Source organism: Vibrio sp. E150_011 (assembly GCF_053544015.1).
In genome coordinates this window covers 37484-59364 of sequence record NZ_JBHFOL010000006.1, presented here as the reverse complement: position 1 = coordinate 59364, position 21881 = coordinate 37484, and the positions used below count along the sequence as shown (strand labels likewise).

General features: G+C 42.4%; 20 protein-coding genes. 15 read left to right on the top strand and 5 right to left on the bottom strand.

Features of this window, described 5'->3' with window-relative positions; translation table 11 throughout:
* Positions 1-97 precede the first annotated feature (97 nt).
* The 4 genes from ACE1OE_RS11525 to modC are packed head-to-tail and all read left to right on the top strand — an operon-like array spanning position 98 to position 4150.
* A complete protein-coding gene (locus tag ACE1OE_RS11525; RefSeq protein WP_449211138.1) occupies positions 98-1570 on the top strand; it encodes a cobyric acid synthase in 1473 nt (490 codons plus the stop codon).
* Positions 1567-2328, top strand: coding sequence for a molybdate ABC transporter substrate-binding protein (gene modA, locus ACE1OE_RS11520; RefSeq protein WP_449211137.1), 762 nt, complete (start codon positions 1567-1569; stop codon positions 2326-2328). The genes ACE1OE_RS11525 and modA overlap by 4 nt, the downstream gene beginning before the upstream one ends.
* A gap of 20 nt (positions 2329-2348) precedes the next feature.
* On the top strand, positions 2349-3041 hold the full coding sequence (gene modB, locus ACE1OE_RS11515) for a molybdate ABC transporter permease subunit (protein WP_102468641.1): 693 nt from the start codon (positions 2349-2351) through the stop codon (positions 3039-3041).
* Positions 3038-4150: a molybdenum ABC transporter ATP-binding protein ModC gene (modC, locus tag ACE1OE_RS11510; protein WP_449211136.1), complete on the top strand. Its 1113-nt coding sequence runs from the start codon at positions 3038-3040 to the stop codon at positions 4148-4150. Before modB ends, modC begins: the two co-directional genes overlap by 4 nt.
* 145 nt (positions 4151-4295) lie before the next feature.
* On the opposite strand, the gene ACE1OE_RS11505 is transcribed toward modC, so the two are convergent.
* Positions 4296-4733: a DUF3069 domain-containing protein gene (locus ACE1OE_RS11505; protein WP_102468567.1), complete on the bottom strand. Its 438-nt coding sequence runs from the start codon at positions 4731-4733 to the stop codon at positions 4296-4298.
* A gap of 233 nt (positions 4734-4966) precedes the next feature.
* Between ACE1OE_RS11505 and ACE1OE_RS11500 the strand changes: the two genes are divergently transcribed.
* Both ACE1OE_RS11500 and ACE1OE_RS11495 read left to right on the top strand, forming a co-directional pair.
* Positions 4967-5929 (top strand): GGDEF domain-containing protein, encoded by a 963-nt coding sequence (locus ACE1OE_RS11500; RefSeq protein WP_449211135.1) that lies wholly within the window; start codon positions 4967-4969, stop codon positions 5927-5929.
* A 102-nt stretch (positions 5930-6031) separates the two neighbouring features.
* Positions 6032-6997: a Solitary outer membrane autotransporter beta-barrel domain gene (locus ACE1OE_RS11495; protein WP_449211134.1), complete on the top strand. Its 966-nt coding sequence runs from the start codon at positions 6032-6034 to the stop codon at positions 6995-6997.
* A gap of 47 nt (positions 6998-7044) precedes the next feature.
* On the opposite strand, the gene ACE1OE_RS11490 is transcribed toward ACE1OE_RS11495, so the two are convergent.
* Positions 7045-8283: a GGDEF domain-containing protein gene (locus ACE1OE_RS11490; RefSeq protein WP_449211254.1), complete on the bottom strand. Its 1239-nt coding sequence runs from the start codon at positions 8281-8283 to the stop codon at positions 7045-7047.
* 274 nt (positions 8284-8557) lie between these two features.
* On the opposite strand from ACE1OE_RS11490, the gene ACE1OE_RS11485 reads away from it, so the two are divergent.
* The 8 genes from ACE1OE_RS11485 to ACE1OE_RS11450 all read left to right on the top strand — a co-directional run bounded on the left by ACE1OE_RS11485 (position 8558) and on the right by ACE1OE_RS11450 (position 16695).
* Entirely contained in the window at positions 8558-8833 is a 276-nt protein-coding gene (locus ACE1OE_RS11485; RefSeq protein ID WP_102468570.1) for an HlyU family transcriptional regulator, read from the top strand.
* Between the two features lie 347 nt (positions 8834-9180).
* Complete coding sequence (pntA, locus tag ACE1OE_RS11480; RefSeq protein WP_102468571.1) at positions 9181-10719, top strand: Re/Si-specific NAD(P)(+) transhydrogenase subunit alpha; 1539 nt, start codon at positions 9181-9183, stop codon at positions 10717-10719.
* An 8-nt stretch (positions 10720-10727) separates the two neighbouring features.
* Complete coding sequence (pntB, locus tag ACE1OE_RS11475) at positions 10728-12122, top strand: Re/Si-specific NAD(P)(+) transhydrogenase subunit beta (RefSeq protein ID WP_449211133.1); 1395 nt, start codon at positions 10728-10730, stop codon at positions 12120-12122.
* A 162-nt stretch (positions 12123-12284) separates the two neighbouring features.
* On the top strand, positions 12285-13739 hold the full coding sequence (gene vxrA, locus ACE1OE_RS11470; protein ID WP_449211132.1) for a sensor histidine kinase VxrA: 1455 nt from the start codon (positions 12285-12287) through the stop codon (positions 13737-13739).
* Positions 13714-14373 (top strand): response regulator transcription factor VxrB, encoded by a 660-nt coding sequence (vxrB, locus tag ACE1OE_RS11465; RefSeq protein ID WP_102468574.1) that lies wholly within the window; start codon positions 13714-13716, stop codon positions 14371-14373. Before vxrA ends, vxrB begins: the two co-directional genes overlap by 26 nt.
* Positions 14373-15251 (top strand): DUF2861 family protein, encoded by an 879-nt coding sequence (locus ACE1OE_RS11460; RefSeq protein ID WP_449211131.1) that lies wholly within the window; start codon positions 14373-14375, stop codon positions 15249-15251. The genes vxrB and ACE1OE_RS11460 overlap by 1 nt, the downstream gene beginning before the upstream one ends.
* An 83-nt stretch (positions 15252-15334) precedes the next feature.
* Complete coding sequence (locus tag ACE1OE_RS11455; RefSeq protein WP_372059608.1) at positions 15335-16453, top strand: conjugal transfer protein TraF; 1119 nt, start codon at positions 15335-15337, stop codon at positions 16451-16453.
* Positions 16454-16533: 80 nt separating this feature from the next.
* The gene (locus tag ACE1OE_RS11450; protein ID WP_102468577.1) at positions 16534-16695 is read left to right on the top strand and encodes a YoaH family protein; all 162 of its coding nucleotides are present in this window, start codon (positions 16534-16536) and stop codon (positions 16693-16695) included.
* 2420 nt (positions 16696-19115) lie between these two features.
* On the opposite strand, the gene yciH is transcribed toward ACE1OE_RS11450, so the two are convergent.
* Positions 19116-19427, bottom strand: coding sequence for a stress response translation initiation inhibitor YciH (gene yciH / locus ACE1OE_RS11445; RefSeq protein ID WP_102468578.1), 312 nt, complete (start codon positions 19425-19427; stop codon positions 19116-19118).
* Between the two features lies 1 nt (position 19428).
* Positions 19429-19797 carry a DUF3319 domain-containing protein gene (locus ACE1OE_RS11440; protein ID WP_372059607.1) on the bottom strand — a complete coding sequence of 123 codons (369 nt, stop codon included), beginning with the start codon at positions 19795-19797 and terminating at the stop codon, positions 19429-19431.
* A 96-nt stretch (positions 19798-19893) separates the two neighbouring features.
* On the opposite strand from ACE1OE_RS11440, the gene ACE1OE_RS11435 reads away from it, so the two are divergent.
* Complete coding sequence (locus tag ACE1OE_RS11435) at positions 19894-20850, top strand: tyrosine-type recombinase/integrase (RefSeq protein WP_449211130.1); 957 nt, start codon at positions 19894-19896, stop codon at positions 20848-20850.
* Positions 20851-20852: 2 nt separating this feature from the next.
* Here the strand turns inward: ACE1OE_RS11435 and ACE1OE_RS11430 are convergent, their stop codons facing one another.
* Positions 20853-21842, bottom strand: coding sequence for a D-alanine--D-alanine ligase (locus ACE1OE_RS11430; protein ID WP_449211129.1), 990 nt, complete (start codon positions 21840-21842; stop codon positions 20853-20855).
* Positions 21843-21881: the final 39 nt, after the last annotated feature.

Here is a 21881-nt window from a genome sequence, read left to right as displayed (position 1 = left end):
CACTCATAATGCAATTAAAAACTAATGGGAGAGCGTTTGGGATATTCTTTGAAAAAAGGTAAACTAACCAAAGGTTTTTAAAGAGATTTAGTAGCGTATGCGTCGGACTTCACAAGCATTGATGGTGCAAGGAACAACTTCAGATGCCGGTAAAAGTGTTTTGGTGGCAGGTTTATGCCGGGTGCTGGCAAGATGTGCAGTTAAGGTGGCACCATTTAAATCTCAAAATATGGCGCTTAATAGCGGGGTAACGGACGACGGCGGAGAAATTGGCCGTGCGCAAGTCGTGCAAGCTCAAGCGGCTCGAGTACAACCAACGGTTGATATGAACCCTGTTCTGATTAAACCTAACTCGGACATTGGTGCTCAGATTATTATTCAAGGTAAAGCGTTTGCAAATATGGATGCGGTCGACTTCCATGGGTATAAAAAAATCGCTATGCCGTATGTTATGGAATCATTTGACCGGCTCAGCGAGCAATTTGATACGGTTATCATAGAAGGGGCTGGTAGCCCTGCTGAAATCAACCTCAGAGAGAACGATATTGCCAACATGGGGTTTGCTGAGAAAGCCGATATCCCAGTGATTATTGTGGCGGATATTGATCGAGGAGGTGTATTTGCTCACCTTTATGGAACCTTAGCATTGTTGTCTAAATCCGAGCAAAATCGCGTGATAGGCTTTGTTATTAATCGATTTCGCGGCGATATCTCACTATTAGAGTCGGGTTTAGATTGGTTAGAAGAAAAAACAGGGAAGCCAGTGCTTGGCGTGATTCCATATTTACATGGGCTCAATATCGAAGCCGAAGATGCGATCGCAGGCGAACAGATTAAAAACGAACAAACCAAGATCACGATTGCCGTACCCGTATTGACTCGAATTAGTAACCATACCGATTTCGATGCGTTACGACTTCACCCCGATGTCGACTTTAGGTATGTAGGGAAAGGAGAGTCATTAGGCAGTGCTGACTTAATTATTTTGCCGGGTTCCAAGTCGGTGCGTGATGACTTAGCGTATCTTCGAGAACAAGGTTGGGATAACGAAATATATCGCCACCTGCGCTATGGCGGCAAGGTCATGGGGATCTGTGGTGGGTATCAAATGCTTGGGCAGAGTATCGATGACCCATTAGGTATCGAAGGCGCCGCTGGAAAAACTGTTGGACTCGGTCTTCTTAACGTTGAAACAGTGCTTGCGGAAACGAAACAATTGAAAAATGTAATTGGCACAATTGAACTAGCAGGGAAATTACAGCCAGTTCAAGGGTATGAAATTCATGCTGGCGTGACGCATGTCAACGAACATCAGCCGATTACGCGCGCTGATCATTTCGGTGAGGGGGCGTTAAATCAAGATTCTTCGATATTAGGCACTTATTGGCATGGAGTCTTTGACTCACCGGATTTTGTCGAGTTACTTACGAGTTGGGTTAATGGAGAACAGCTCAGTCATTTTTCGATCGTTGATGAAAAAGAGAAAGCGATCGACCGAATAGCCGATGCGTTGGAGTCCCATATGGACCTTAACAAGCTTTGGCCTGACATGAGGCTGGAACGTCAATGAAACGATTAGCGATTCTTTTTTTAGTGACGCTGTCACAGAGTGTGCACGCGGAAAAGCTCACTATTTATGCCGCGTCGTCAATGACGAACGCAATCGATGCTCTGGCTGTGGAATATGAAAAAGTACATGATGTAGATGTGATTAAGGTTTTTGGTGGTTCAGCGTCGATTGCTCGGCAAATATACCGTGGGGCGCCTGCTGATATTTATATTTCCGCTAATGCTAAATGGGTCGATTACCTACTCGAACAAGGCGTCGCGTCATCTGATGACACTCACGTGATTGCGAAAAACCAATTGGTCGTTGTGGCAAACACTGATCAACAAAAGTCATCGCCACTTATGGTCTCTAGTTTTGAATCATGGCAAAAATCACTGGGTTCTGGTCGACTTGCTATTGGAATTCCGGAATCTGTTCCTGTCGGTGCTTACGCACAACAAGCATTGACTTCACAGGGAGTTTGGCAAAAACTAAAAACTAAAACGGCCCCTTTAAGTAATGTGAGACAAGTGCTGGCAATGGTCGAAAGGGGGGAAACACCGCTTGGTATTGTGTATAAAACCGATGCACTGTTGAGCTCAGACGTGAACGTCGTTGCTCGATTTGGTGACGACACCCATGATCCTATTGTCTATCCTTTGGTTAACGTTACCAAAACGAAGCAGGCTGAATCCTTTGTAGAATTTATCTTGTCTCGTAGTGGTCAAACTATCTTACAGTCTTATGGCTTTGATAGTGCAAATGATGATCGTGAATAAATGATAGTAGCGAATAAATGATGTTGACCGATTACGAAATACAAGCATTATGGTTGAGTCTAAAAGTAGCCGGGGTGGCTATTATTTGGTTGATACCATTAGGTATTGCTTTTGCTTGGCTGTTAAGTAAGAAAACGTTTTTTGGTAAAAGCTTTCTTGATAGTTTGATACATTTACCCTTAGTACTCCCACCCGTTGTTGTCGGATATTTGTTATTGGTATCAATGGGCCGTCAGGGTTTTATTGGTCAATTTCTCTATCAATGGACAGGCATCAGTTTCAGTTTTAGTTGGAAAGGAGCGGTATTGGCTTGTATTGTGGTCGCACTGCCCTTAATGGTCCGCTCAATACGGTTGTCGTTAGATAACATTGATTACAAGCTTGAACAAGCTGCTCGTACTCTTGGTGCGTCATCATTTCGTGTTTTCTATACCATTACTTTGCCGTTAATTATCCCTGGGGTGATAAGCGGAACCATGCTGGCATTTGCGCGTAGCCTTGGTGAATTTGGTGCAACGATAAGTTTTGTATCAAACATCCCAGGCGAAACTCAAACGCTTCCTCTCGCCATGTACAACTTTTTAGAAACACCAGGAGCCGAAATGGCAGCAATGAGGCTTTGTATCATTTCTGTCGTGATCTCTTTAGCCTCACTTTGGTTCTCTGACGGACTGAATCGGTGGACAAGTAAGCGCTTGGGGGTGTTAAGGTGAGTGCGATTAATATATCCGTTCAAAAGCGACTACCTGAACAAACTTTTGACTTTAGAACCACATTGCCGCCTAAGGGTATCTCGGCTGTTTTTGGTCGCTCAGGTGCGGGTAAAACAACGCTAATTAACTTACTGTGTGGTTTAACTAAGCCTGATACTGGCCGTATTCTCGTCAAGAATCGTGTTTTGTATTGCTCTGAAAGTGGTATTGATATCCCTGTAGAACAGCGAAAAATAGGGTATGTATTCCAAGACGCACGCTTGTTTCCTCACATGAGAGTGCAACGTAACTTATGTTACGGTGTCACTTATTTTGATCAAAACCATTTTGACGAAGTTGTGTCATTATTGTCTATCGAAGTGTTATTACAGCGGTATCCTTCGGAATTATCCGGTGGAGAAAAGCAGCGAGTGGCCATCGGAAGAGCACTGCTGAGTAAACCCGATTTGCTATTGATGGATGAACCTCTTGCGTCGCTAGATTTACCACGTAAACGTGAGTTAATGCCTTATCTCGAACGTTTGTCGACGAAAATCGATATTCCTATCATTTATGTGACACATAGCTTAAATGAGATCTTACGACTCGCTCAGCATCTCATCATTATTGATTCAGGGACCATTGTTGAGTCAGACACCATAGAGAAGGTATGGCGTTCGTCAGCGATGCAGGCTTGGCAGTCTTTTTCGGACAAAAGTGTATTGTTCAAAGGTCAAATATTGGAGCAGAACAGAAATTACGCTCTAACAAAAATTGCACTCAATGAACAATGTTACTTATGGGTTCAGCATACTGAAGGCGCAATCGGAGAACCTGTTCGTTTAAGAGTAAGAGCGAATGATGTCTCTATTGCATTGGATCGCCCATCAAAAACGTCCATAAGAAATATTCTGGCTTGCCAAATTCAGTCAATAAACCAAGGTTCTCACGGCTCCTCAACGCAAAGTGTCGAGGTCTTGCTGAGCTTAGGCAACGGTGCAGAATTGATCGCTGTTGTGACGCAGTGGGCGAAAGAAGAATTAAGCTTAAGTGTCGGGCAACGTGTGTATGCACAAATCAAAGGGGTGAGCGTCGCTCAGCGAGACGTCGCTCTAGAGCCACACTACTAAGTTAATGTTGTTGTATCTAGGTCTAGTGATTAACACAAACTGACAGAGATCTCTGCTTAAGTGATTAGCTGGGACACATTGGATAAAAAATCAGGTGAGCGGGTGTAAAAAAGGCGCTATGTCAGCGCCTTCATTATTTTAAACGTTATTTTTCAAAAACTTCTTTGAACTCACGTTTTAAGATTGGGTCACGACGTGCCTTCTTAATTTGTTTAACCATATCTTTAATACAGTTATGAAGAACCTTATCGATTAGATTTGCTCGGTAATCTTCTTTTTCTTCATCGCTCATATCTTTTGGAAGATCCATCGATGCAAACTCTTCCATCGTATTCACGCCTGCAAAACCTTGGCTTACAGAGATAAGGGCGTGAAATTGCTCGAAGTTATCAAGAATATTTTGAGCGCTTCCTGGTAGTGAGTCCCACGCTTCGCGCACTGCTTCTTCTGTGACTTCATGAATAGAGACAATCATGTTGTGCAGTGCTTCTGGTACGTCATCAAATTCGATGACTTTACGCAATTCAGGTGAGATGGTGGTTAGATCAACGGTTGTTACTTCGGTGTTTTCTGTGTCAGACATACGGCTATCTCTCTGAATAATGTTCGCCTATCCTAAAAAAGGTAGGATAAAAGTCAATGATAAACTGACTTTTAATAAAAATCCTAAATTTAATGCAGACTTTGTTCAGAAGTTGTCTATTTGATTTCAATTTATGGGCTTAGATGAATATTGTTCTATTATATGTTATACGTCTAAGATAAGTATAAAGTTTATTTTTTGCAGGGAAGACTATGATTCCGATGGATTCTTCAATGAGAATATTACTCGTTGATGACGCGCAGCTTGAAAGGATGCAACTTCAGATTCGTCTTAAGCAGTTGGGGCACGAAGTCGAAACGGCAGCGAGTGGCCAAGAAGCTCTCGATCGCTATCCGAACTTTGAGCCTGAATTAGTGCTTCTCGATATTTCTATGCCCGATATGGATGGATTTGAGGTTGCGGCCAAAATTCGTGAGCGTTACCTTGAGGATTGGATTCCCATCATCTTTTTGAGTAGTCATGATGAACCGGAAATGATCGCGAAAGCGATTCAAGCGGGGGGGGATGATTACTTGGTCAAACCAGTGAACAAAATTGTCCTCCAGTCCAAATTGATTGCGATGCAAAGAATCGCTCACATGCGTCGAGAGCTAAAGCAAGCTAGTGCCCAATTAAAAGAAGCCAACAAGGCGCTTCAACATCAAGCGAATGAAGATGGGTTAACGAAATTATTTAATCGTCGCTATATGGATGATACGCTTTCGGATCTCATTCAATGGCATGGACGGCACCAAATGCCATTTGCATTAATTTTGTTAGATGTCGATCACTTCAAAGCATACAACGATAATTATGGTCATACTCAAGGTGATCAATGCCTTATCGATTTAGCACAATTTTTGGACGTTATGTTCATACGAAGCGGAGAATATGTCGGGCGATATGGCGGTGAAGAGTTCGTCATATTTATTAGTAAATGTGACATTGCTGAGGCGGAAAAACATGCCGCGCGTGTTAACACCGGCGTATTTGATCTCAACCTTAAGCATGAACATTCTATAACAGCGGATAGAGTGACCCTGTCACTTGGTGTGATCAGTGTGATACCATCAGGAGGCGAGCCTATCAATGAATTGTACGAAAGCGCCGATAAATTGCTTTATCAGGCAAAGCGTAAAGGTCGAAATCAATATGTTTTACCTGAGGAGCGAGACTTACACGTTTCTATCCCATAAACTCTTGAGATAACTTGAACATTAACCTTGATCGACATTGTAAAGCGGTATCTATAATATAAGTACCAAGCATTGTGATACAACCACTCTATGAGGTTTTGAGTGCGCTATTTATTCCCAGTGATTTCGCTTTTGGCTGCCTCTTCTCCGGTTCATGCAGACCCTCGATATGCGAGTATTTTTGAAGACAGTTTTGCGGCTGCCATCATACTGACGGACAGCGACGCATTGACGTTGGGCTTTAAAGACTTCGATCCTAATGATTGGCTTAATTTAGATAACGATAATATTGGATCTCAGGACGCGCTCGATCTTAGAAAAAGTATTGGGGTTTCGTCTTTACCTTTCACTTTTGATATTGGTAATAATAATCTCATTGAACAAAGAGCGGTACTCCGGTTTTCTGCTCTTCGTGCTGAGGGTGATGTTGTCGATATCCCCAACGAAGCACCTGATGTTCATAAAGAAACAATTCTTGGTGTGTTCAGTGGCTATGAACAAGAAATACCGTTTGCAAAGCATTGGAGTTTTGAAACGGGTATCGGTGTCCATTTACAATACTATTTTAGTGATTACGACTTCAACTCGACGATCTCTCAGGAAAAACTAAAACCACTTATTGATGGTCAATTAGTGAATACCAGTGCGTGGGCAGCAACAGTCCAACCCAAAGTTGGTTTTGTCTATACCGCGCCACGGGAGTGGGGGCATGTTAAATACAATTCAACGTTCAATTACTTTTCAGGTGTTGGATGGGGACAAGCAAACGATGGTGATGTGGGTTCTCCGGAAGGTTGGTATTGGTCTAACGAAGCTAAGTTTTTTTACGATGTAGCGGATTGGGGGCGTTCAATTCAAACGCTCTACTCGAGTATTAGGCGCGTCGATGTAGGTGGCGACACTGTCGGTCCAGTTGGAGCGGACCATTATTACGAAGGTACTGTTGGGTGGTTGATGACACCACCATTTCACATTCAATTCGTTGATAATATCGGCATCGGTTTAAGTTTAAACTATGGTAGTGCGCTAAAAGGTGGAAGCTTGGTGCTGTTCTTTAACCAGGATTAAATGAAGCCACCTTTAGTGGTCAAATGACAAACCAGTGACATCTAGGGCTAAGACATTACATGAACTCTGTTTCGCCCTAATTCTTTGGCTTTATAGAGTGCGTTATCTGCTTTTTTCAAAGCCTCACCAGGTTTTTTCGTGTTTTTACTATCAGACGCGCCGATACTAACGGTGATATTCACTTTTGACGCATCGCTTCCTTTGCCTCTTTGTTGGGCTCCGGTCTTATGGTTTTTAGGGCGCTGCTTATTATCCCTAATCACCATTTGATAATGTTCAATGTCGTGACGAAGTTCTTCTAAAAAGGGCTTACTTTCCTTGACGGTTTTGCCTTTAAACAAAATAGTGAACTCTTCTCCACCGTAGCGATACACTTTCGCGTTCCCACCGGTTGCGGTCATTTTAGAAGCGACAAGCTTAAGTACATCGTCACCAGTATCATGGCCGTATGTATCGTTAAACTTTTTGAAGTGGTCAACGTCGAGCATCGCGATAGTAAATTTTCGCCCTAAATGTTTCATATCCATCTCTAAGGCGCGGCGGCCAGGAATATTCGTCAACCGATCATTGAATGCCATTTGATGACTGGCGGAAATCACATAGATAATGACTAAAATACCGGCAAGTGAAAATAGAGTGCTCGAAACAAATGGTAAGTGGAAAAATATAAATGTCGTACTAGTCAATAAAATGCAGGTGTAGACAACGGCATCAATTGGACGATTGTAGTTGAGAACGGAAATACCGGTCGTACCGGTAATAGCGATGCAATATAAAATTAACACGATAGGTAATCTTGAGATCTGCGGAAAGGCAAATAACAAGTTCTCTGCAAAGCCGTTAAACCCGCCTGTATAAAAGTGCGTTAATATTAACCAGGTCCACATTAAAAAACTAAGCACAATCGCGGTAAAAAGGTACATACCCTTGTTAAAAATACCGGTATCAGGAAACAAAAAAGTTAAGCAGCATGATACGGGCAATAAAAACGCGACCAACGACAACTCTAATAATGTTGTACCTGTCGAGATAGGGGTTTGTAATCGTATTTGAATAATAGCGTAGGCGACGAGCATGGCCATTGACACCATGGCGATACGCGATTGTTTGAAGCTGTGGCTCAAAGCAAATGCAGTCGCAAACAGGATATAAGGGAGGTTGGTAGAAAAACCAAAATTAGCTTGAGCAGCTTCGATAATATGGTTCATTCCAAATAGAACGCAAATAATTAATACGACAGGAATGAACAGTCGGAACAAGTTGGAACTAGCAACGGATGTCGACATTAATACTACGGCTCGAAACATATTAATTTACAGGAATATGACTTCTAGCATACGGTAATTTGATGATTTGCCAAGTGTTTTGTTACTGATAAATCCAAAAGTATGATGTTTGGCGTCGAATTGTCGAGCAGATAAAAGAGAGCGGCAATAGGGTTTTTGACGATAACAAAGCGATGAGACGAAAGCGATCCGATTTCTATAGGGAATAGGTTGACCCGCATGCTCATAATCGACAACATAGAGTCATCGCTTGTGAACTCAAAGGAACGTAGGAATGGGATTTTTTTCAAAGTTGTTTGGTGGTAAAAAAGACGTGGCAGTTAAAGAGGTTGAGCCCGTAGAGTATAAAGGATTCTTAATATATCAAGAAGCAATCTCTGAGGGAGGACAATATCGCATTGCCGGAAAAATCACCAAACTAATAGGTGAGGAAACTAAGGAACACCGCTTTATACGCTCGGATGTTTTAGGTAATGAATCTGACGCCAATGAACTGATGTTAAAGAAAGCTCAAATGTTCATTGATCAGATGGGTGACAATATTTTTTAGTGTATTTTGTAAAATACACTAAACACTCACAAAATCGTCGTGGTTTGGTTCTGGAAAGACCAGTGATAGTTTCTCGTATAAATTGATGCTGGTCATCCGATTTTAATGAAAATTGTCATAACATGACTTGTCTACCTGAATTCTTGCTGTAAATACTTAAAATGCAACAGGTATGACCTCTAGATACACTTCATAAATGTGGTTTTTTTACTGAAAAAGTTTGTTTTATTTCGATTACATTCCGTTATATGTAATGAATAATTGTCTTTTTCTTACAAAAGGCTTGATGTTATAAAGTTGGTTAGTTAAAAAAGAAGAATCATTCTGCCAATAGTTAAGGAATAGCTATGCAAATTGGTGTGCCAAAAGAAATTCTCGCGGGTGAAACGCGAGTCGCCGCAACGCCGAAGTCGGTTGAGCAGCTACTAAAATTGGGATTTGAAGTCTCAGTTGAAACTCAAGCAGGTTCCCTCGCAAGTTTCGATGACACTGCGTATATCGACGCAGGCGCTAAGATCGTAACGACAGAAGAAGTTTGGAATTCAGAGCTTATTTTTAAGGTCAATGCCCCAACCGATGAAGAGATTACTCTTTTAAATGATGGTGCGAGCTTAATCAGTTTTGTATGGCCAGCTCAAAACCCAGAGTTAATGGAAAAGCTATCGAGCAAGAACATTAACGTGATGGCGATGGATGCCGTTCCTCGTATCTCGCGTGCGCAAGCACTCGACGCACTAAGTTCAATGGCTAACATTGCGGGCTATCGCTCAGTGGTTGAAGCTGCGCACGAATTTGGTCGTTTCTTTACCGGTCAGATTACGGCAGCAGGCAAGGTACCGCCCGCTAAGGTTTTAGTTGCAGGTGCTGGCGTTGCTGGTCTTGCTGCAATCGGTGCTGCCGGAAGCCTTGGGGCTATTGTGCGTTCTTTTGATGTTCGCCCTGAAGTCAAAGAGCAAGTTGAGTCGATGGGGGCTGAATTTCTTGAAGTCGATTTCAAAGAAAACTCTGGCTCAGGTGATGGTTACGCTAAAGAAATGTCTGACGAGTTCAACATTAAAGCCGCTGAGCTTTATGCTGAACAAGCAAAAGACGTTGATATCATCATTACTACCGCATTAATCCCGGGGCGCCCAGCGCCGACATTGATCACCAAAGAAATGGTCGATTCAATGAAAGCCGGTAGCGTGATAGTTGACCTTGCCGCCGCGAATGGCGGTAACTGTGAATACAGTGTTGCTGACCAAGTTATCACGACACCTAATGGTGTGAAAGTGATTGGTTACACAGACATGGTGGGGCGTCTTCCGACTCAATCATCGCAGCTTTATGCAACCAACATTGTCAACTTAATCAAGCTATTGAGCAAAGAGAAAGATGGCAATATCAATATTGACTTCGATGACGTAGTGCTGCGTGGCGTCACTGTGGTTAAGGAAGGTGAAGTTACTTGGCCTGCGCCTCCGATTCAAGTTTCAGCGCAACCAGCAGCAGCAAAAGCGGCGCCGGTAAAACCCGCTGAGAAAATTGAAGAGCCGACATCACCGGTTAAAAAGTTGGTAGGTTTAGCGGCTGGTTTAGGCGCGTTTGCCTGGATTGCTTCCGTCGCACCTGCTGCATTTTTGTCACATTTTACGGTGTTTGTATTGGCATGTGTGGTTGGTTACTACGTGGTTTGGAATGTGTCACACGCACTGCATACGCCACTTATGTCCGTCACTAATGCGATCTCAGGCATTATCGTTGTTGGCGCTCTACTTCAAATTGGTCAGGGTAATAGTGCAGTGACCGTACTGTCATTTATTGCAGTATTGATTGCAAGCATCAACATATTTGGTGGTTTTACCGTCACCAAACGTATGCTTGAAATGTTCCGTAAAGACAAATAGGAGGCGACATGTCTGCAGGATTAGTACAAGCCGCTTATATTGTCGCGGCGTTATTTTTTATCATGAGTTTAGCTGGCCTGTCTAAGCAGGAGTCTGCTCGTTCAGGTAACTATTACGGCATTACTGGTATGGCAATCGCTCTTATCGCGACGATTTTCAGCCCAGACGCTCAAGGCTTTGTTTGGGTTATCATCGCGATGGTGATTGGTGGTTCAATCGGTGTTTTCTACGCTAAAAAGGTAGAAATGACAGAAATGCCTGAGCTGGTTGCAATTCTTCATAGCTTCGTAGGCCTTGCGGCGGTTTTAGTTGGTTACAACAGCTATTTAGCACCACCGGAAGCCATTTCAGCTATCCCGTCTGAAATTCACGCTGAGCATGTCATCCATTTAGTTGAAGTATTTTTAGGTGTGTTCATTGGTGCGGTCACGTTTACTGGCTCAATTGTTGCGTTCTGTAAGCTACGTGGTGTGATTTCTTCTTCACCATTGAGTATTCCGCATAAGCATAAATGGAATCTTGCGGCGATCGTGGTTTCAACACTACTCATGATTTACTTTGTGAAAGCAGATGGCAGCATGTTTGCGTTGATCTTGATGACGTTCATCGCATTTGCGTTTGGTTACCACCTTGTGGCATCCATTGGCGGTGCTGATATGCCAGTCGTTGTTTCAATGCTTAACTCATATTCAGGTTGGGCGGCAGCGGCAGCTGGCTTCATGCTTGCGAACGATCTCTTGATTGTTACTGGTGCATTAGTCGGCTCATCTGGTGCAATTCTGTCTTATATTATGTGTAAGGCAATGAATCGCTCGTTTATTAGTGTTATTGCCGGTGGCTTTGGTCAAACAGTGGTTATTTCTGAAGATCAGGAATACGGTGAACACCGTGAAACGACCGCGGAAGATGTGGCTGAAATGCTGAAAGACAGCAAGTCCGTTATTATTACTCCAGGGTACGGTATGGCGGTCGCGCAAGCACAATATCCGGTTCATGAAATCACAGAGAAACTTCGCGCTCAAGGTATCAATGTTCGCTTTGGTATCCACCCAGTCGCGGGGCGTTTACCTGGGCACATGAACGTGTTGCTTGCTGAGGCCAAAGTGCCATACGACATCGTACTCGAAATGGACGAACTCAATGACGACTTCGCTGAAACTGATACTGTTTTGGTTATAGGCGCTAATGATACGGTTAACCCAGCCGCGTTAGAAGATCCAAATAGTCCAATTGCGGGAATGCCAGTACTAGAAGTTTGGCATGCTAAGAATGTGATTGTATTTAAGCGTTCAATGAATACCGGTTATGCTGGGGTTCAAAATCCACTCTTCTTTAAAGAAAACACATCAATGTTATTTGGTGATGCTAAAGAAAGTGTCGATGCTATTTCGAAAGCACTCTAATTAGTCAATTAGATTCAGAAGCCAGCGCTAAGCTGGCTTTTTTTTGCGCTATTTACCGGAAAAGACAGTATTTACAGAATATTTACGTGCACTTGGCTTGCTTCTTACCGATAATATGTACAACTCTGTTGCAATCTCAATACTTAGAGACACGATCAGCCCTTGAATAAACTAAGTCATACATTATTTCTAGCAATCACTTTGTCGCTAAGCGGTTTTGCAAGCGCTGAATCCTTGCCTGAGCGCATCGATAAATTCGTCACCTTTTTCAATTATGAACAAGCTAGTGCGTCTTACGATATTCGAGTGATCCAAGCAGACTACCCAACACAATTGTTAACGCCGTTGTCAATGCTCCCTCAAACGAGTAAGTATCCATTAAAGTCAATACAACAACTTTATCGCTTAGCCGATCAATGTAGTGGAAAGCTACCGTTGAGCCCCTTGATTACGGAACCGTTAGTCTTTACCCGAGCAATGTGTGGTGGCAGAAAACTATCGACTAAATGGTTTGCTCGAAGTGGTTTAATCCATCCAGGAGGAGGGACTTACGCGGCGAGATACCTAACGAAATATCCTGAAAAGAAAGAAGAGTTAAAGAAGTTCATGCACATCAATGAGCGTGAGCTGTCGCCGCCTAAATCGTTGCTTGGCCGTTTGCAAGTGATGGATGAGCAAACGGTTATTTCGTTGATTCGCGGATCATCAATGTTTGTGGAAAATGACGAGCTTTGGTTACGCAGGGGAGATGTCTATTATCTATTCGAACCCAGTGTGTGGAAAGCGAACATTAAAGAAGCCGGGTTGAATTATAAGCTAGCATCACAAACGACGACGTGTTTTGTTCAACGAGGTAACCTATGTTGGGAGGTTGAAGACCATTCTGATGTATTAAGAATTAGTATGATCGTTTTGATCATTGCTAATATACTGTTAGTACTTGGCTGGGCAATCTATCGTTGGAATACGAAACGTGAAGAAATGCGAAGCCGCATGTTGGTGCTTCAAATACTCACTCACGAATTAAGAACGCCGATTGCCAGTTTATCACTTACGGTTGAAGGCTTTCGTCGAGAGTTTGAACGCTTGCCAGAAACTGTCTATGATGAGTTTAGGCGCTTATGCGAAGATACACGACGCCTTAGACAATTAGCAGAAGCGAGCAAAGATTATTTGCAGTCTGATAATAAACCACTTGCAACAGAGTGGTTACCGTCGGTAAAAGATTGGTTAAGTTTCAAAGCTGAAGAAGAGTTTGAAGTTGACGTCAATCTGACTATTAATGAAGACATCGCTGCTAAGATCAATATATATTGGTTAGGTACATGTATTGATAACCTACTTCGCAATGCCATTAAATATGGTGTGGCACCAGTAACGTTAAATGTAATTACTTCCTCAAATTCGTTACGAATTGAAGTAATCGATAATGGTCCTTTGTCGGCAAGCGATTGGCGCGAACTGAGAAAACCATTTGTAAGTAAGGCTGGGCTTGGACTTGGGCTTACGATTGTAGAATCTATGGTTGGACGCATGGGTGGGAAAATGTCCCTCGCCGGACCGCCAACAACATTTATATTGGAGATACCCTGTGAAACAGACACTGCTACTTGTTGAAGATGACAAGAATCTAGCTGACGGCCTTTTAGTAAGCTTAGAGTTAGCCGGGTATAACTGCTTGCATGCAGAACTTATCTCCCAAGTTGAACAATATTGGGCAGAAGCCGATTTAGTGATACTTGATCGTCAATTGCCTGATGGTGACTCGGTGCAACACTTGCCAGGTTGGAAGCAAATAAAAGACGTTCCCGTTATTCTAGTTACCGCGCTGGTAACCGTTAAAGATAAGGTGACGGGCCTTGATGCCGGTGCTAATGATTATCTGACAAAGCCATTTGCTGAAGCGGAGCTGTTTGCTCGCGTTCGTGCTCAGCTTCGTGCGCCAGAATCTGATATTGAAGAGACAAATAAAGTCGTTACAGAGAGTCTGATTATAGACAAACTAACACGCGAGGTTGATTACAAAGGCGAGCTAATTACCTTAACTCGTACAGAGTTTGACTTATTACAGTTTTTAGCAAGTAACCTCGGACGTGTCTTCACTCGAGATGAACTACTTGACCATGTTTGGGGATACAATCATTTTCCTACAACACGAACTGTGGATACACACGTATTGCAATTACGCCAAAAACTTCCAGGACTGGAAATAGAAACACTGCGTGGTGTTGGCTATAAAATGAAAGGCTAATGTCAAAACAATCACTGCTCCTTATTGCTTCATTACTCACGGCATCAACCCAGGTTGGTGCCGAGTGGTTTGAATCTAATACCCCGATATCTCAGGCTCACCGACACTTATTAACGAATGATCAAGAGTCGATGTTTCAGTCATTAGTTGAAATCTGGCAACAACAGCCGTCGAAAACGATCAAAAGTCATATCAATCGACTTTTCTTGCAATCCTTAGAAGTGGACTGCGGGAAAGGCTATGTATCCCAACCGTTGCCGGAATGGTTAAAGTCCGTCGTGGTCAAGCAACAGTCGATACAAAGCCCAGGCCGTGACACTTTTCAAGCCGACGTCGAAATAGAGTCAGATACCGAAATCGCCAATATCACTTTAAAAAAGTGGGTTGACCGTAATGTGTCGAGTGACAGCGAGTTTTACAATCAAAATATTGGTGACCCTGTCACTAAATCGAAGCATTTTGGAAAACGCTACAACCTCGCGTCGCCAATAGAAGTGGGTTTGTACCGGCTTGAAATAAAGAGAGCCGATGGTGAAGTATGGAGCCAGTGGTTAATCTTTACCGATCAAGCTCTGAAACAAACGGTGCGGTGGTCTGCAAAAGATGAATGGAAAATAGAAAAAAAGGCATTGCTTAACCCTTACTGCCCATTACCTAAGCTCGAAGTAGGGCTTTACGACTATATTGATGGCAAATACACGCAAGTATGGGCCAAAGAATACGAATCGGATTATCCATCCACGCTTGAAGCAAAAAATGTCGTACCCGATCGATATGTCCTCGCCATATCTATGACCCAGAGCCGTTGGCAGGGCCCCATCTTGTTTGAACGCTCACAAATTATTAGTAAGACGTTTGATGTGTCGGCTGATGATTAACCTCATAAAGTGACACATAATTACTAAAGTTAATTCAATTGTTGCCGTTAATGTACCCATAAAGGATTAACGGCACTTTTCAAATGAACACCAGAATTAAAACGCTTACCGCACTCACTATATTGTCTTCTTCTAGCGTCGTCGCATCATCACTAGCGATTGATGCTCGAGGTGATGCAATGGGTGGTGTTGGTGTTGTATCAGCATCCTATTTAACCGCACCCTTCTATAACCCCGCCTTAGTGGCGATTTATCGAAGAAATGATGATGCGGGTATGCTCGTCCCTAGTTTAGGCGTGAGTTATAACGATGAAGATCAAATGCTCGACAAAATTGACGACGTGATTAACTCACCGTCAGCCGCATCTCTTGATGCGCTTAATGGGACCCAGGCGAAAGTCGATTTTGGTGGTGCGGTTGCATTTGGCATCCCAAATAGATACTTAGCTGCCAATATTTTTGGTAAAGCGTATGTAGAAAATGTCGCGACACCAGATATTGATCAAACAGGGTCGAGTGATGCTGACAGAGCAAACAAATCGGCAGTGAAAACGGCTTCTGTAGCAATAACAGAGGTTGGAATATCACTTGCTAAATACCAGACACTCTTCGGTCAGCATTTTTCATTCGGCGTTTCGCCGAAACTTCAGCGTGTATACACCTATACTTCCGTTAGTTCGCTGAATGATTTTCAACTCAACAATATTCGTGAAAATTCACAAGGTGAGACTTCTCTAAACTTAGATGCCGGTGCTCTATGGTTCAATGGGCCATTTAGAGCTGGTATATCGGCAAAGAACATGTTGTCGAAAAATATTAAAACGCAAAGTGGCACTGTTAATGTCGGAGGACGAGATATTGATTATGGTTACGAATATCAATTATCGCCTTTATATACGGTCGGCGCTGGCTTTGTGGCTGATTACTTTCAATTCTCTGTCGACTATGACTTAAATGAAGAAAAGAAGTTCACCCAGTTCGATGACAATGTCCAAATGTTGCGCGCGGGAATTGAGATTGACCTCGTCAGACAAATTCAACTGAGGGGAGGGTACATGAAAAATATGGCTCGCGATTCAGAGGGTACCCTGACTGCAGGTATAGGCTTGAGTCCGTTAAACATACTTGAAATCGATATAGCTGCAAGTTACACATCGCCACAAGCTATGGGGGCTTCTATTAACTTTCTGACGACTTACTAGCGTCGATAGCGCTTGCCTCTAGAAAATTATCGTTTATAGTCCTCCTTTACGAATGATACCCTCATCGTCGGGAGGACTTTATGTTTGACGATTTACCAACACTGTCCCATCAAGAGCAACAAGCTGCCGTAGAGCGCATTCAAGAGTTAATGCAGCAAGGCATGAGCACTGGACAGGCAATTAAAATCATTGCCGATCAAATTAGAAAAGACAAAGCTGAGTCATCAGAAAACAAATCTTAAACTTTGTCTAATTCTCGAATCACGTAACGCCCTCATTAGAGGGCTTTTTTTTTGCCTTAGATAAGCGTTACGTCATACTTTCCCCCCAACGTACGGCGCAGTGTTTTATGCTGCCAGTGCAAGAGTGAATGTTTGAATGTGTAATTAAATTACACATTCAAAATCAACAAGAAATGGCGTAGCATAATATGCTGCGCCATTTCTTGACGGGGTCACAGCAGTAGTAAGTCTTTACTTGCTTGATGAAACAATCGCAAAAATTGGCCATGTAATAAGCCGTAAAAGTTATTAGAATCTCAATAAAATGGGTAGCTGAAGTGGGATAGAAAAACCGCGATTACTTTTCAACATTACTACGGTGATTAGCGCTGAAGACTAGAAGCAAGCTGAGAACATCGTGTGTGACCGTGTAACTTAATTTGCATCTAAAGCACTATAACTTAGATTATTGACCTGGTTAACGCGCTTCTTTCAATAGAATTCATCATAAAGTGTCACCTAAACTTACTCGCTGTGGTGCCGTTCAATTAACGTAACAGCGCCGTTGTCTGTTTCCGGTCTGCGTTTAGTTTTTTTCATTCGGGTGATGGGTTCGACGTGCTAGTTCATTACGTATCTCGCATTAACCGCCTGATGCCTGAAATTTTGCTGCGTCCGCTTTCCAAGACCAAGCCAAATCCTTAAGCTAAATGAAGCAAGATAATGATCGCTGGTTCTTCTTTAAGGTGTGAATGATGGCGAGCGTAGCGACTTATTCAAATAAAGCATGTCTTCCTATGGTAATAATCTCATTTTTTAAACCGCGTAACTTTCATCAAGCCTTTACTCTCTGTGATTACTACGCAAGATATAGTGTCACGTTTGGAGGGTGACAAACGTTTAGTAGTGACGGCATGAAACTTATATGATTCCCAGACTTATGTTGGCCAATCGCAGAGTGACGACAATATGCATAAAACCCTAACCGTTTTGGATAGCGTATTTTTGAAGTCGACCCTAAACCAGTTTGGTTAAAGTTAGATAAGGTTGGCGCTTACGAGTAACTTCTCAATTGCTGCGTAACAAACGAGCTAAAAACGAGATCACGAGCTGGAGACGAAGGCTCGAAAGGGCTCGGTTTGTCATAAGGCGTAACGCTAAAAATGTATTGACCGATAAAGCAGTGCTATACGCGTGCACAAGGTGTTATCGGTCTTACCAAGTACGGGTTCATCACAAAATAGGAGTGGACTGTATAAATAAACAGTGATGATGATGAGATAAGAGTGAATATAAAACCAGATGCACATTAAATGGGTGTAAACAAAACGATTCGAAAACATATCAGGTCTTAGCTTTGCTAATCTTGAGCGTATCAACCAACTCAACAATGACCGTAAAGTATCGAAGGGGTGTTGAATGGCACGTAAGAACCCAATAAAAGAGTATGTTCACCGTCATATGACCGATTGTAATCTCATAGTATTGTGTGACACCCGTATTTTATTTGAGGGACATCCAGCAAAGCATAAACGGTATGCGGGCAGGATCTGTGACTATAGACCACAAGTATGGACACGATACCATTCAATAAAGTTATCGAACCGAATATACTCACAAACTAACGCACTATAACTTATGTATTTATTACAATAATTCTTATCCATTCATTTACACGCTAACAAAACAACGGACACCATTAAATGATTAGTCTCTTAAACACTAAAAGCCTAGTAGACAAACACCGATTACCAGGCTGGTTATGATGATTCCAATTCCTTGGACTGAATTAACGGCTAGTCGGTGTAATCAGAACCGCGCCAACGCATGCCATTAGATAAACATCCCAAGCTTTTACTATACGAAGCTTTTTTTGAATTGGTCGCTACTGTGCCGTAAATCAATGCCGACCGGAAGTCCGTTAACGTGAAAAAACTCATCGTCTTGACGACCAGAATATAAGTCACGTGAGTAGAGCATTTTGAATGACTCATAAAACATGAAGTGCCAGAGAGGCGAAATTATTTGTTCGTCTAATTCGCGGCTGTTGCTGTTAGAGGTGTAATAAGCCGAACGCTGTAATGATGAAAGCAAGCTGTTCGGATTGTATGAAGAGTTAAAACGGATGTTATTATGTCTCAGCAGAATAAATTAATAACTGAGACAGTTTTAAGAGTGAATGCCTAAATGTTAAATTTGGATACCATACTACGCATTATGTATATTATGTTAAATAAGCTACTCGTATAACGTTGTAAATCCCTTGTTTCCGCTCCCTTTTCAGTTTTGTCGCTGTTGCGAGTCGATTATTTAACAATAACGCTATTTACCATAAAATAGCTAATAATCACTTTCTTAATAATATTAAGAAAGTGATTATTACATAAGAACCATATACGGTTCTTGGTAACCCACGATCGATTCTACTCGATGTTGCTTTGTTACCCGCCAGACAGTTTTACTGTGTATCCTTTCTTTTCTAGCGCCGCTTTGATTTTATCTCGGGCGTCGCCTTGAATTTCAATGGTTCCATCTTTTACTGAACCACCGCAACCGCATACTTTTTTAAGCTCAGCCGCCAACAGCTTCATAGGAGCATCGTCTAAGTCTAATCCGGTAATAACGGAAACACCTTTACCTTTGCGCCCCTTGGTTTGTTTTTGAATCCTAACAATGCCGTCGCCTTTTTCGCGTTGAGGTTCCGGTTTGTCTTCTTTGATGCGGCCAGTTTCTGTTGAATATACGAGTGTCATGTTATTTCTTTATTTGCTCTGCTTTTTTCTTTGCGATTAGGTAAGCTTCTATGTGTTTTTGAATTGCCAGCTTACCCCCTTTGATGAGTTTACCATTAAACATACAGTACCATGCGTTAATTTCGCCGGTGTCATTTTTGATGGTGTACCCTTGGAAAACTTCTTGTGAGCCAGGCTTATCTGCTCGTTGTGATGACGCGGCGAGTTGTGACGGGTCGATAATTGAAGCCGTATCACACCACCAATCGACACTCTTTTTTATTGCTGAAAGACTACCTTTCAACTCTCGATTTTTAATTGATACTTTCCAAACTTGGTTTTCTGTACCGACTGACTTAAGGGTGAATCCCCGATAACTTGCTAAAGCCATAAAGATGCATCTCTTTTTTATAATTGCTACACTTGATATTACCTTCGTATGGTATCAGTTATTTTTTACCAATCAATTGAGTTATAGTGCATTAAGATGAAAAAAGACATCCCCTTGATCACAGAAAAGCATCAAGTTAATAAATTTAAATCATTTTTGGTCGACTCTATAACAGCGGCACAATTTGATGAGTTAACCACTGGTTATTACTCAAAAAGTTCGCTACTTGCTCTTTCAAAAGATTGGCGTTTGTTCAACGAATTCTGTCGCTTAAACGGAGTTAGTAGCATCCCCGCTTCCGTCACAGCAGTACGTCGATTCCTAGACAAAGAAAGAACCTCACGAAAATACTCAACTTTAAAACGCTACACTGTCACTATTGGTGTCGTGCATACTGTACTTCAACTGAAAGACCCTACGAAAAACCGTGAAGTCGGTTTGTTATTGGGAGCGATTCGAACGGCTGGTGCCGATAAAGTAAAAACGACTAACGCATTTACAGAGATTCATCTAGCTCAACTAGATAAGCTATTAGCGAACTCGACTGAACCGAAAGACTTACGGGATTTAGCGATTTATTACGTTATGTTTGAATGTGCAATGAAACGAAGGGACTTGCGCAATCTCAACCTTGACCATATTGAACTCTTAAATCAGTCCATCAATATCTTAATCGAAAGTACACGTTACGTATTGAGCGGTGAAGCCAGTGCTGCACTTGGCGAATGGATGAAACATAATCCCTACACAACGCTTTTTACTTCGATAGACCGACACGGAAACATCAATAATGGCCTGTTGGATGATTCATCCATTTATCGGATACTTAGGCGCGCAAGTGAACTGCTTCACCTTCCCGATAATCTGCGTTTTTCATCACAATCTGGACGTGTCGGTGCGGTAAAAAAACTGTGGAGCGAAGGATACAAAGTTAGAGAAATACAAGAATTTGGTCGATGGGCCAGTCCTGCGATGCCATTGCAATACACCGGCAAGACTGAGCTATCTGACGTCGAAAAAAGTAAGTTTAAACCGTCTAAGGATTACGACTAACGTTATGAGCGCTCGATGCAATCAATGATGAAGTCTGCGAAATTTACACCGGAATGCTCAACCATTTTAGGAAACATCGATATTGGTGTCATCCCTGGAAAAGTATTCACTTCATTTAGATAGATTTCGTTATCTTCGGTGAGGAAAAAGTCGATTCTTGATAGATGACGTAGTTTCATCTGTTTAAATACCTTCTCCGAATACTGTTTAATTAGTACTTGTTGCTCGGCCGTTAGATTACTTGCTTCTACGCAGGTGGTCGAGTGACTCTTAGCGCTATATTTTTCGTCGTACGAGTAAAACGCACCATCAGGTGCAGTCACCTCGCCTGGCAAGGTAATGTGTAATTCACCTTGATACTCATAGGCTGCCACCTCAAGCTCACGCGGTTTGACGGCTTTTTCAATCACGACTTGATCAGAATAACCAAACGCAGCGTCTAAGCTGGATGACAACTCGCTTTTTTCTGTGACGTTGTAACATCCAACTGAGGACCCCTGCTTCGCAGCTTTCACGAAGACTTTTCCCCACTGTTCAAACGCATCATGAGCTTCGCGATGTGCCGCACTATCATTAGTGGTTAAAAATAAGTAAGGTGTGTTGGGAATAGAAAGTGTGTCATACCAAAGCTTAGAGGTGATTTTATTGAAACTATTGCCGCTAGCTTCAGGATTGCAACCAAAATAAGGAATCCCCGCAATCTCTAAAAGAGATTGAATATCACCAGTTTCTCCAGGAAAGCCATGAATACACGGAACAACATAATCAATCGTGAGATCGTGTTGGTCACTCACAAGTGCCTTCTTATTCACATCTAAAGAAACAAGATGTCCATCACTGCATTTCCATCCGTCTGAAGTAATTTCAACACGTATAACGTCAAAACGAGGATTGGTCTTTAGCTGCATTTCAAGGAAATCAGCGGATAAGAGTGACACTTCATGCTCGGTTGAGCCGCCACCACATAATAGAAGAATATTCATTTTTGACATCGTACATCTGTCCTTGGTTCGTTTGTCATGAATGATAAA

Excerpts from the sequence above, each read along its gene's own strand:
- ACE1OE_RS11460 (WP_449211131.1), top strand. The coding sequence starts at position 14,373 with ATGTCAAAACAATCACTGCTCCTTATTGCTTCATTACTCACGGCATCA.
- ACE1OE_RS11435 (WP_449211130.1), top strand. The coding sequence starts at position 19,894 with ATGAAAAAAGACATCCCCTTGATCACAGAAAAGCATCAAGTTAATAAA.
- ACE1OE_RS11430 (WP_449211129.1), bottom strand. The coding sequence starts at position 21,842 with ATGTCAAAAATGAATATTCTTCTATTATGTGGTGGCGGCTCAACCGAG.
- ACE1OE_RS11500 (WP_449211135.1), top strand. The coding sequence starts at position 4,967 with ATGAGAATATTACTCGTTGATGACGCGCAGCTTGAAAGGATGCAACTT.
- ACE1OE_RS11485 (WP_102468570.1), top strand. The coding sequence starts at position 8,558 with ATGGGATTTTTTTCAAAGTTGTTTGGTGGTAAAAAAGACGTGGCAGTT.
- pntA (WP_102468571.1), top strand. The coding sequence starts at position 9,181 with ATGCAAATTGGTGTGCCAAAAGAAATTCTCGCGGGTGAAACGCGAGTC.
- pntB (WP_449211133.1), top strand. The coding sequence starts at position 10,728 with ATGTCTGCAGGATTAGTACAAGCCGCTTATATTGTCGCGGCGTTATTT.
- modB (WP_102468641.1), top strand. The coding sequence starts at position 2,349 with ATGTTGACCGATTACGAAATACAAGCATTATGGTTGAGTCTAAAAGTA.
- ACE1OE_RS11490 (WP_449211254.1), bottom strand. The coding sequence starts at position 8,283 with ATGTCGACATCCGTTGCTAGTTCCAACTTGTTCCGACTGTTCATTCCT.
- ACE1OE_RS11525 (WP_449211138.1), top strand. The coding sequence starts at position 98 with ATGCGTCGGACTTCACAAGCATTGATGGTGCAAGGAACAACTTCAGAT.
- modA (WP_449211137.1), top strand. The coding sequence starts at position 1,567 with ATGAAACGATTAGCGATTCTTTTTTTAGTGACGCTGTCACAGAGTGTG.
- ACE1OE_RS11450 (WP_102468577.1), top strand. The coding sequence starts at position 16,534 with ATGTTTGACGATTTACCAACACTGTCCCATCAAGAGCAACAAGCTGCC.
- yciH (WP_102468578.1), bottom strand. The coding sequence starts at position 19,427 with ATGACACTCGTATATTCAACAGAAACTGGCCGCATCAAAGAAGACAAA.
- ACE1OE_RS11455 (WP_372059608.1), top strand. The coding sequence starts at position 15,335 with ATGAACACCAGAATTAAAACGCTTACCGCACTCACTATATTGTCTTCT.
- ACE1OE_RS11440 (WP_372059607.1), bottom strand. The coding sequence starts at position 19,797 with ATGGCTTTAGCAAGTTATCGGGGATTCACCCTTAAGTCAGTCGGTACA.
- ACE1OE_RS11505 (WP_102468567.1), bottom strand. The coding sequence starts at position 4,733 with ATGTCTGACACAGAAAACACCGAAGTAACAACCGTTGATCTAACCACC.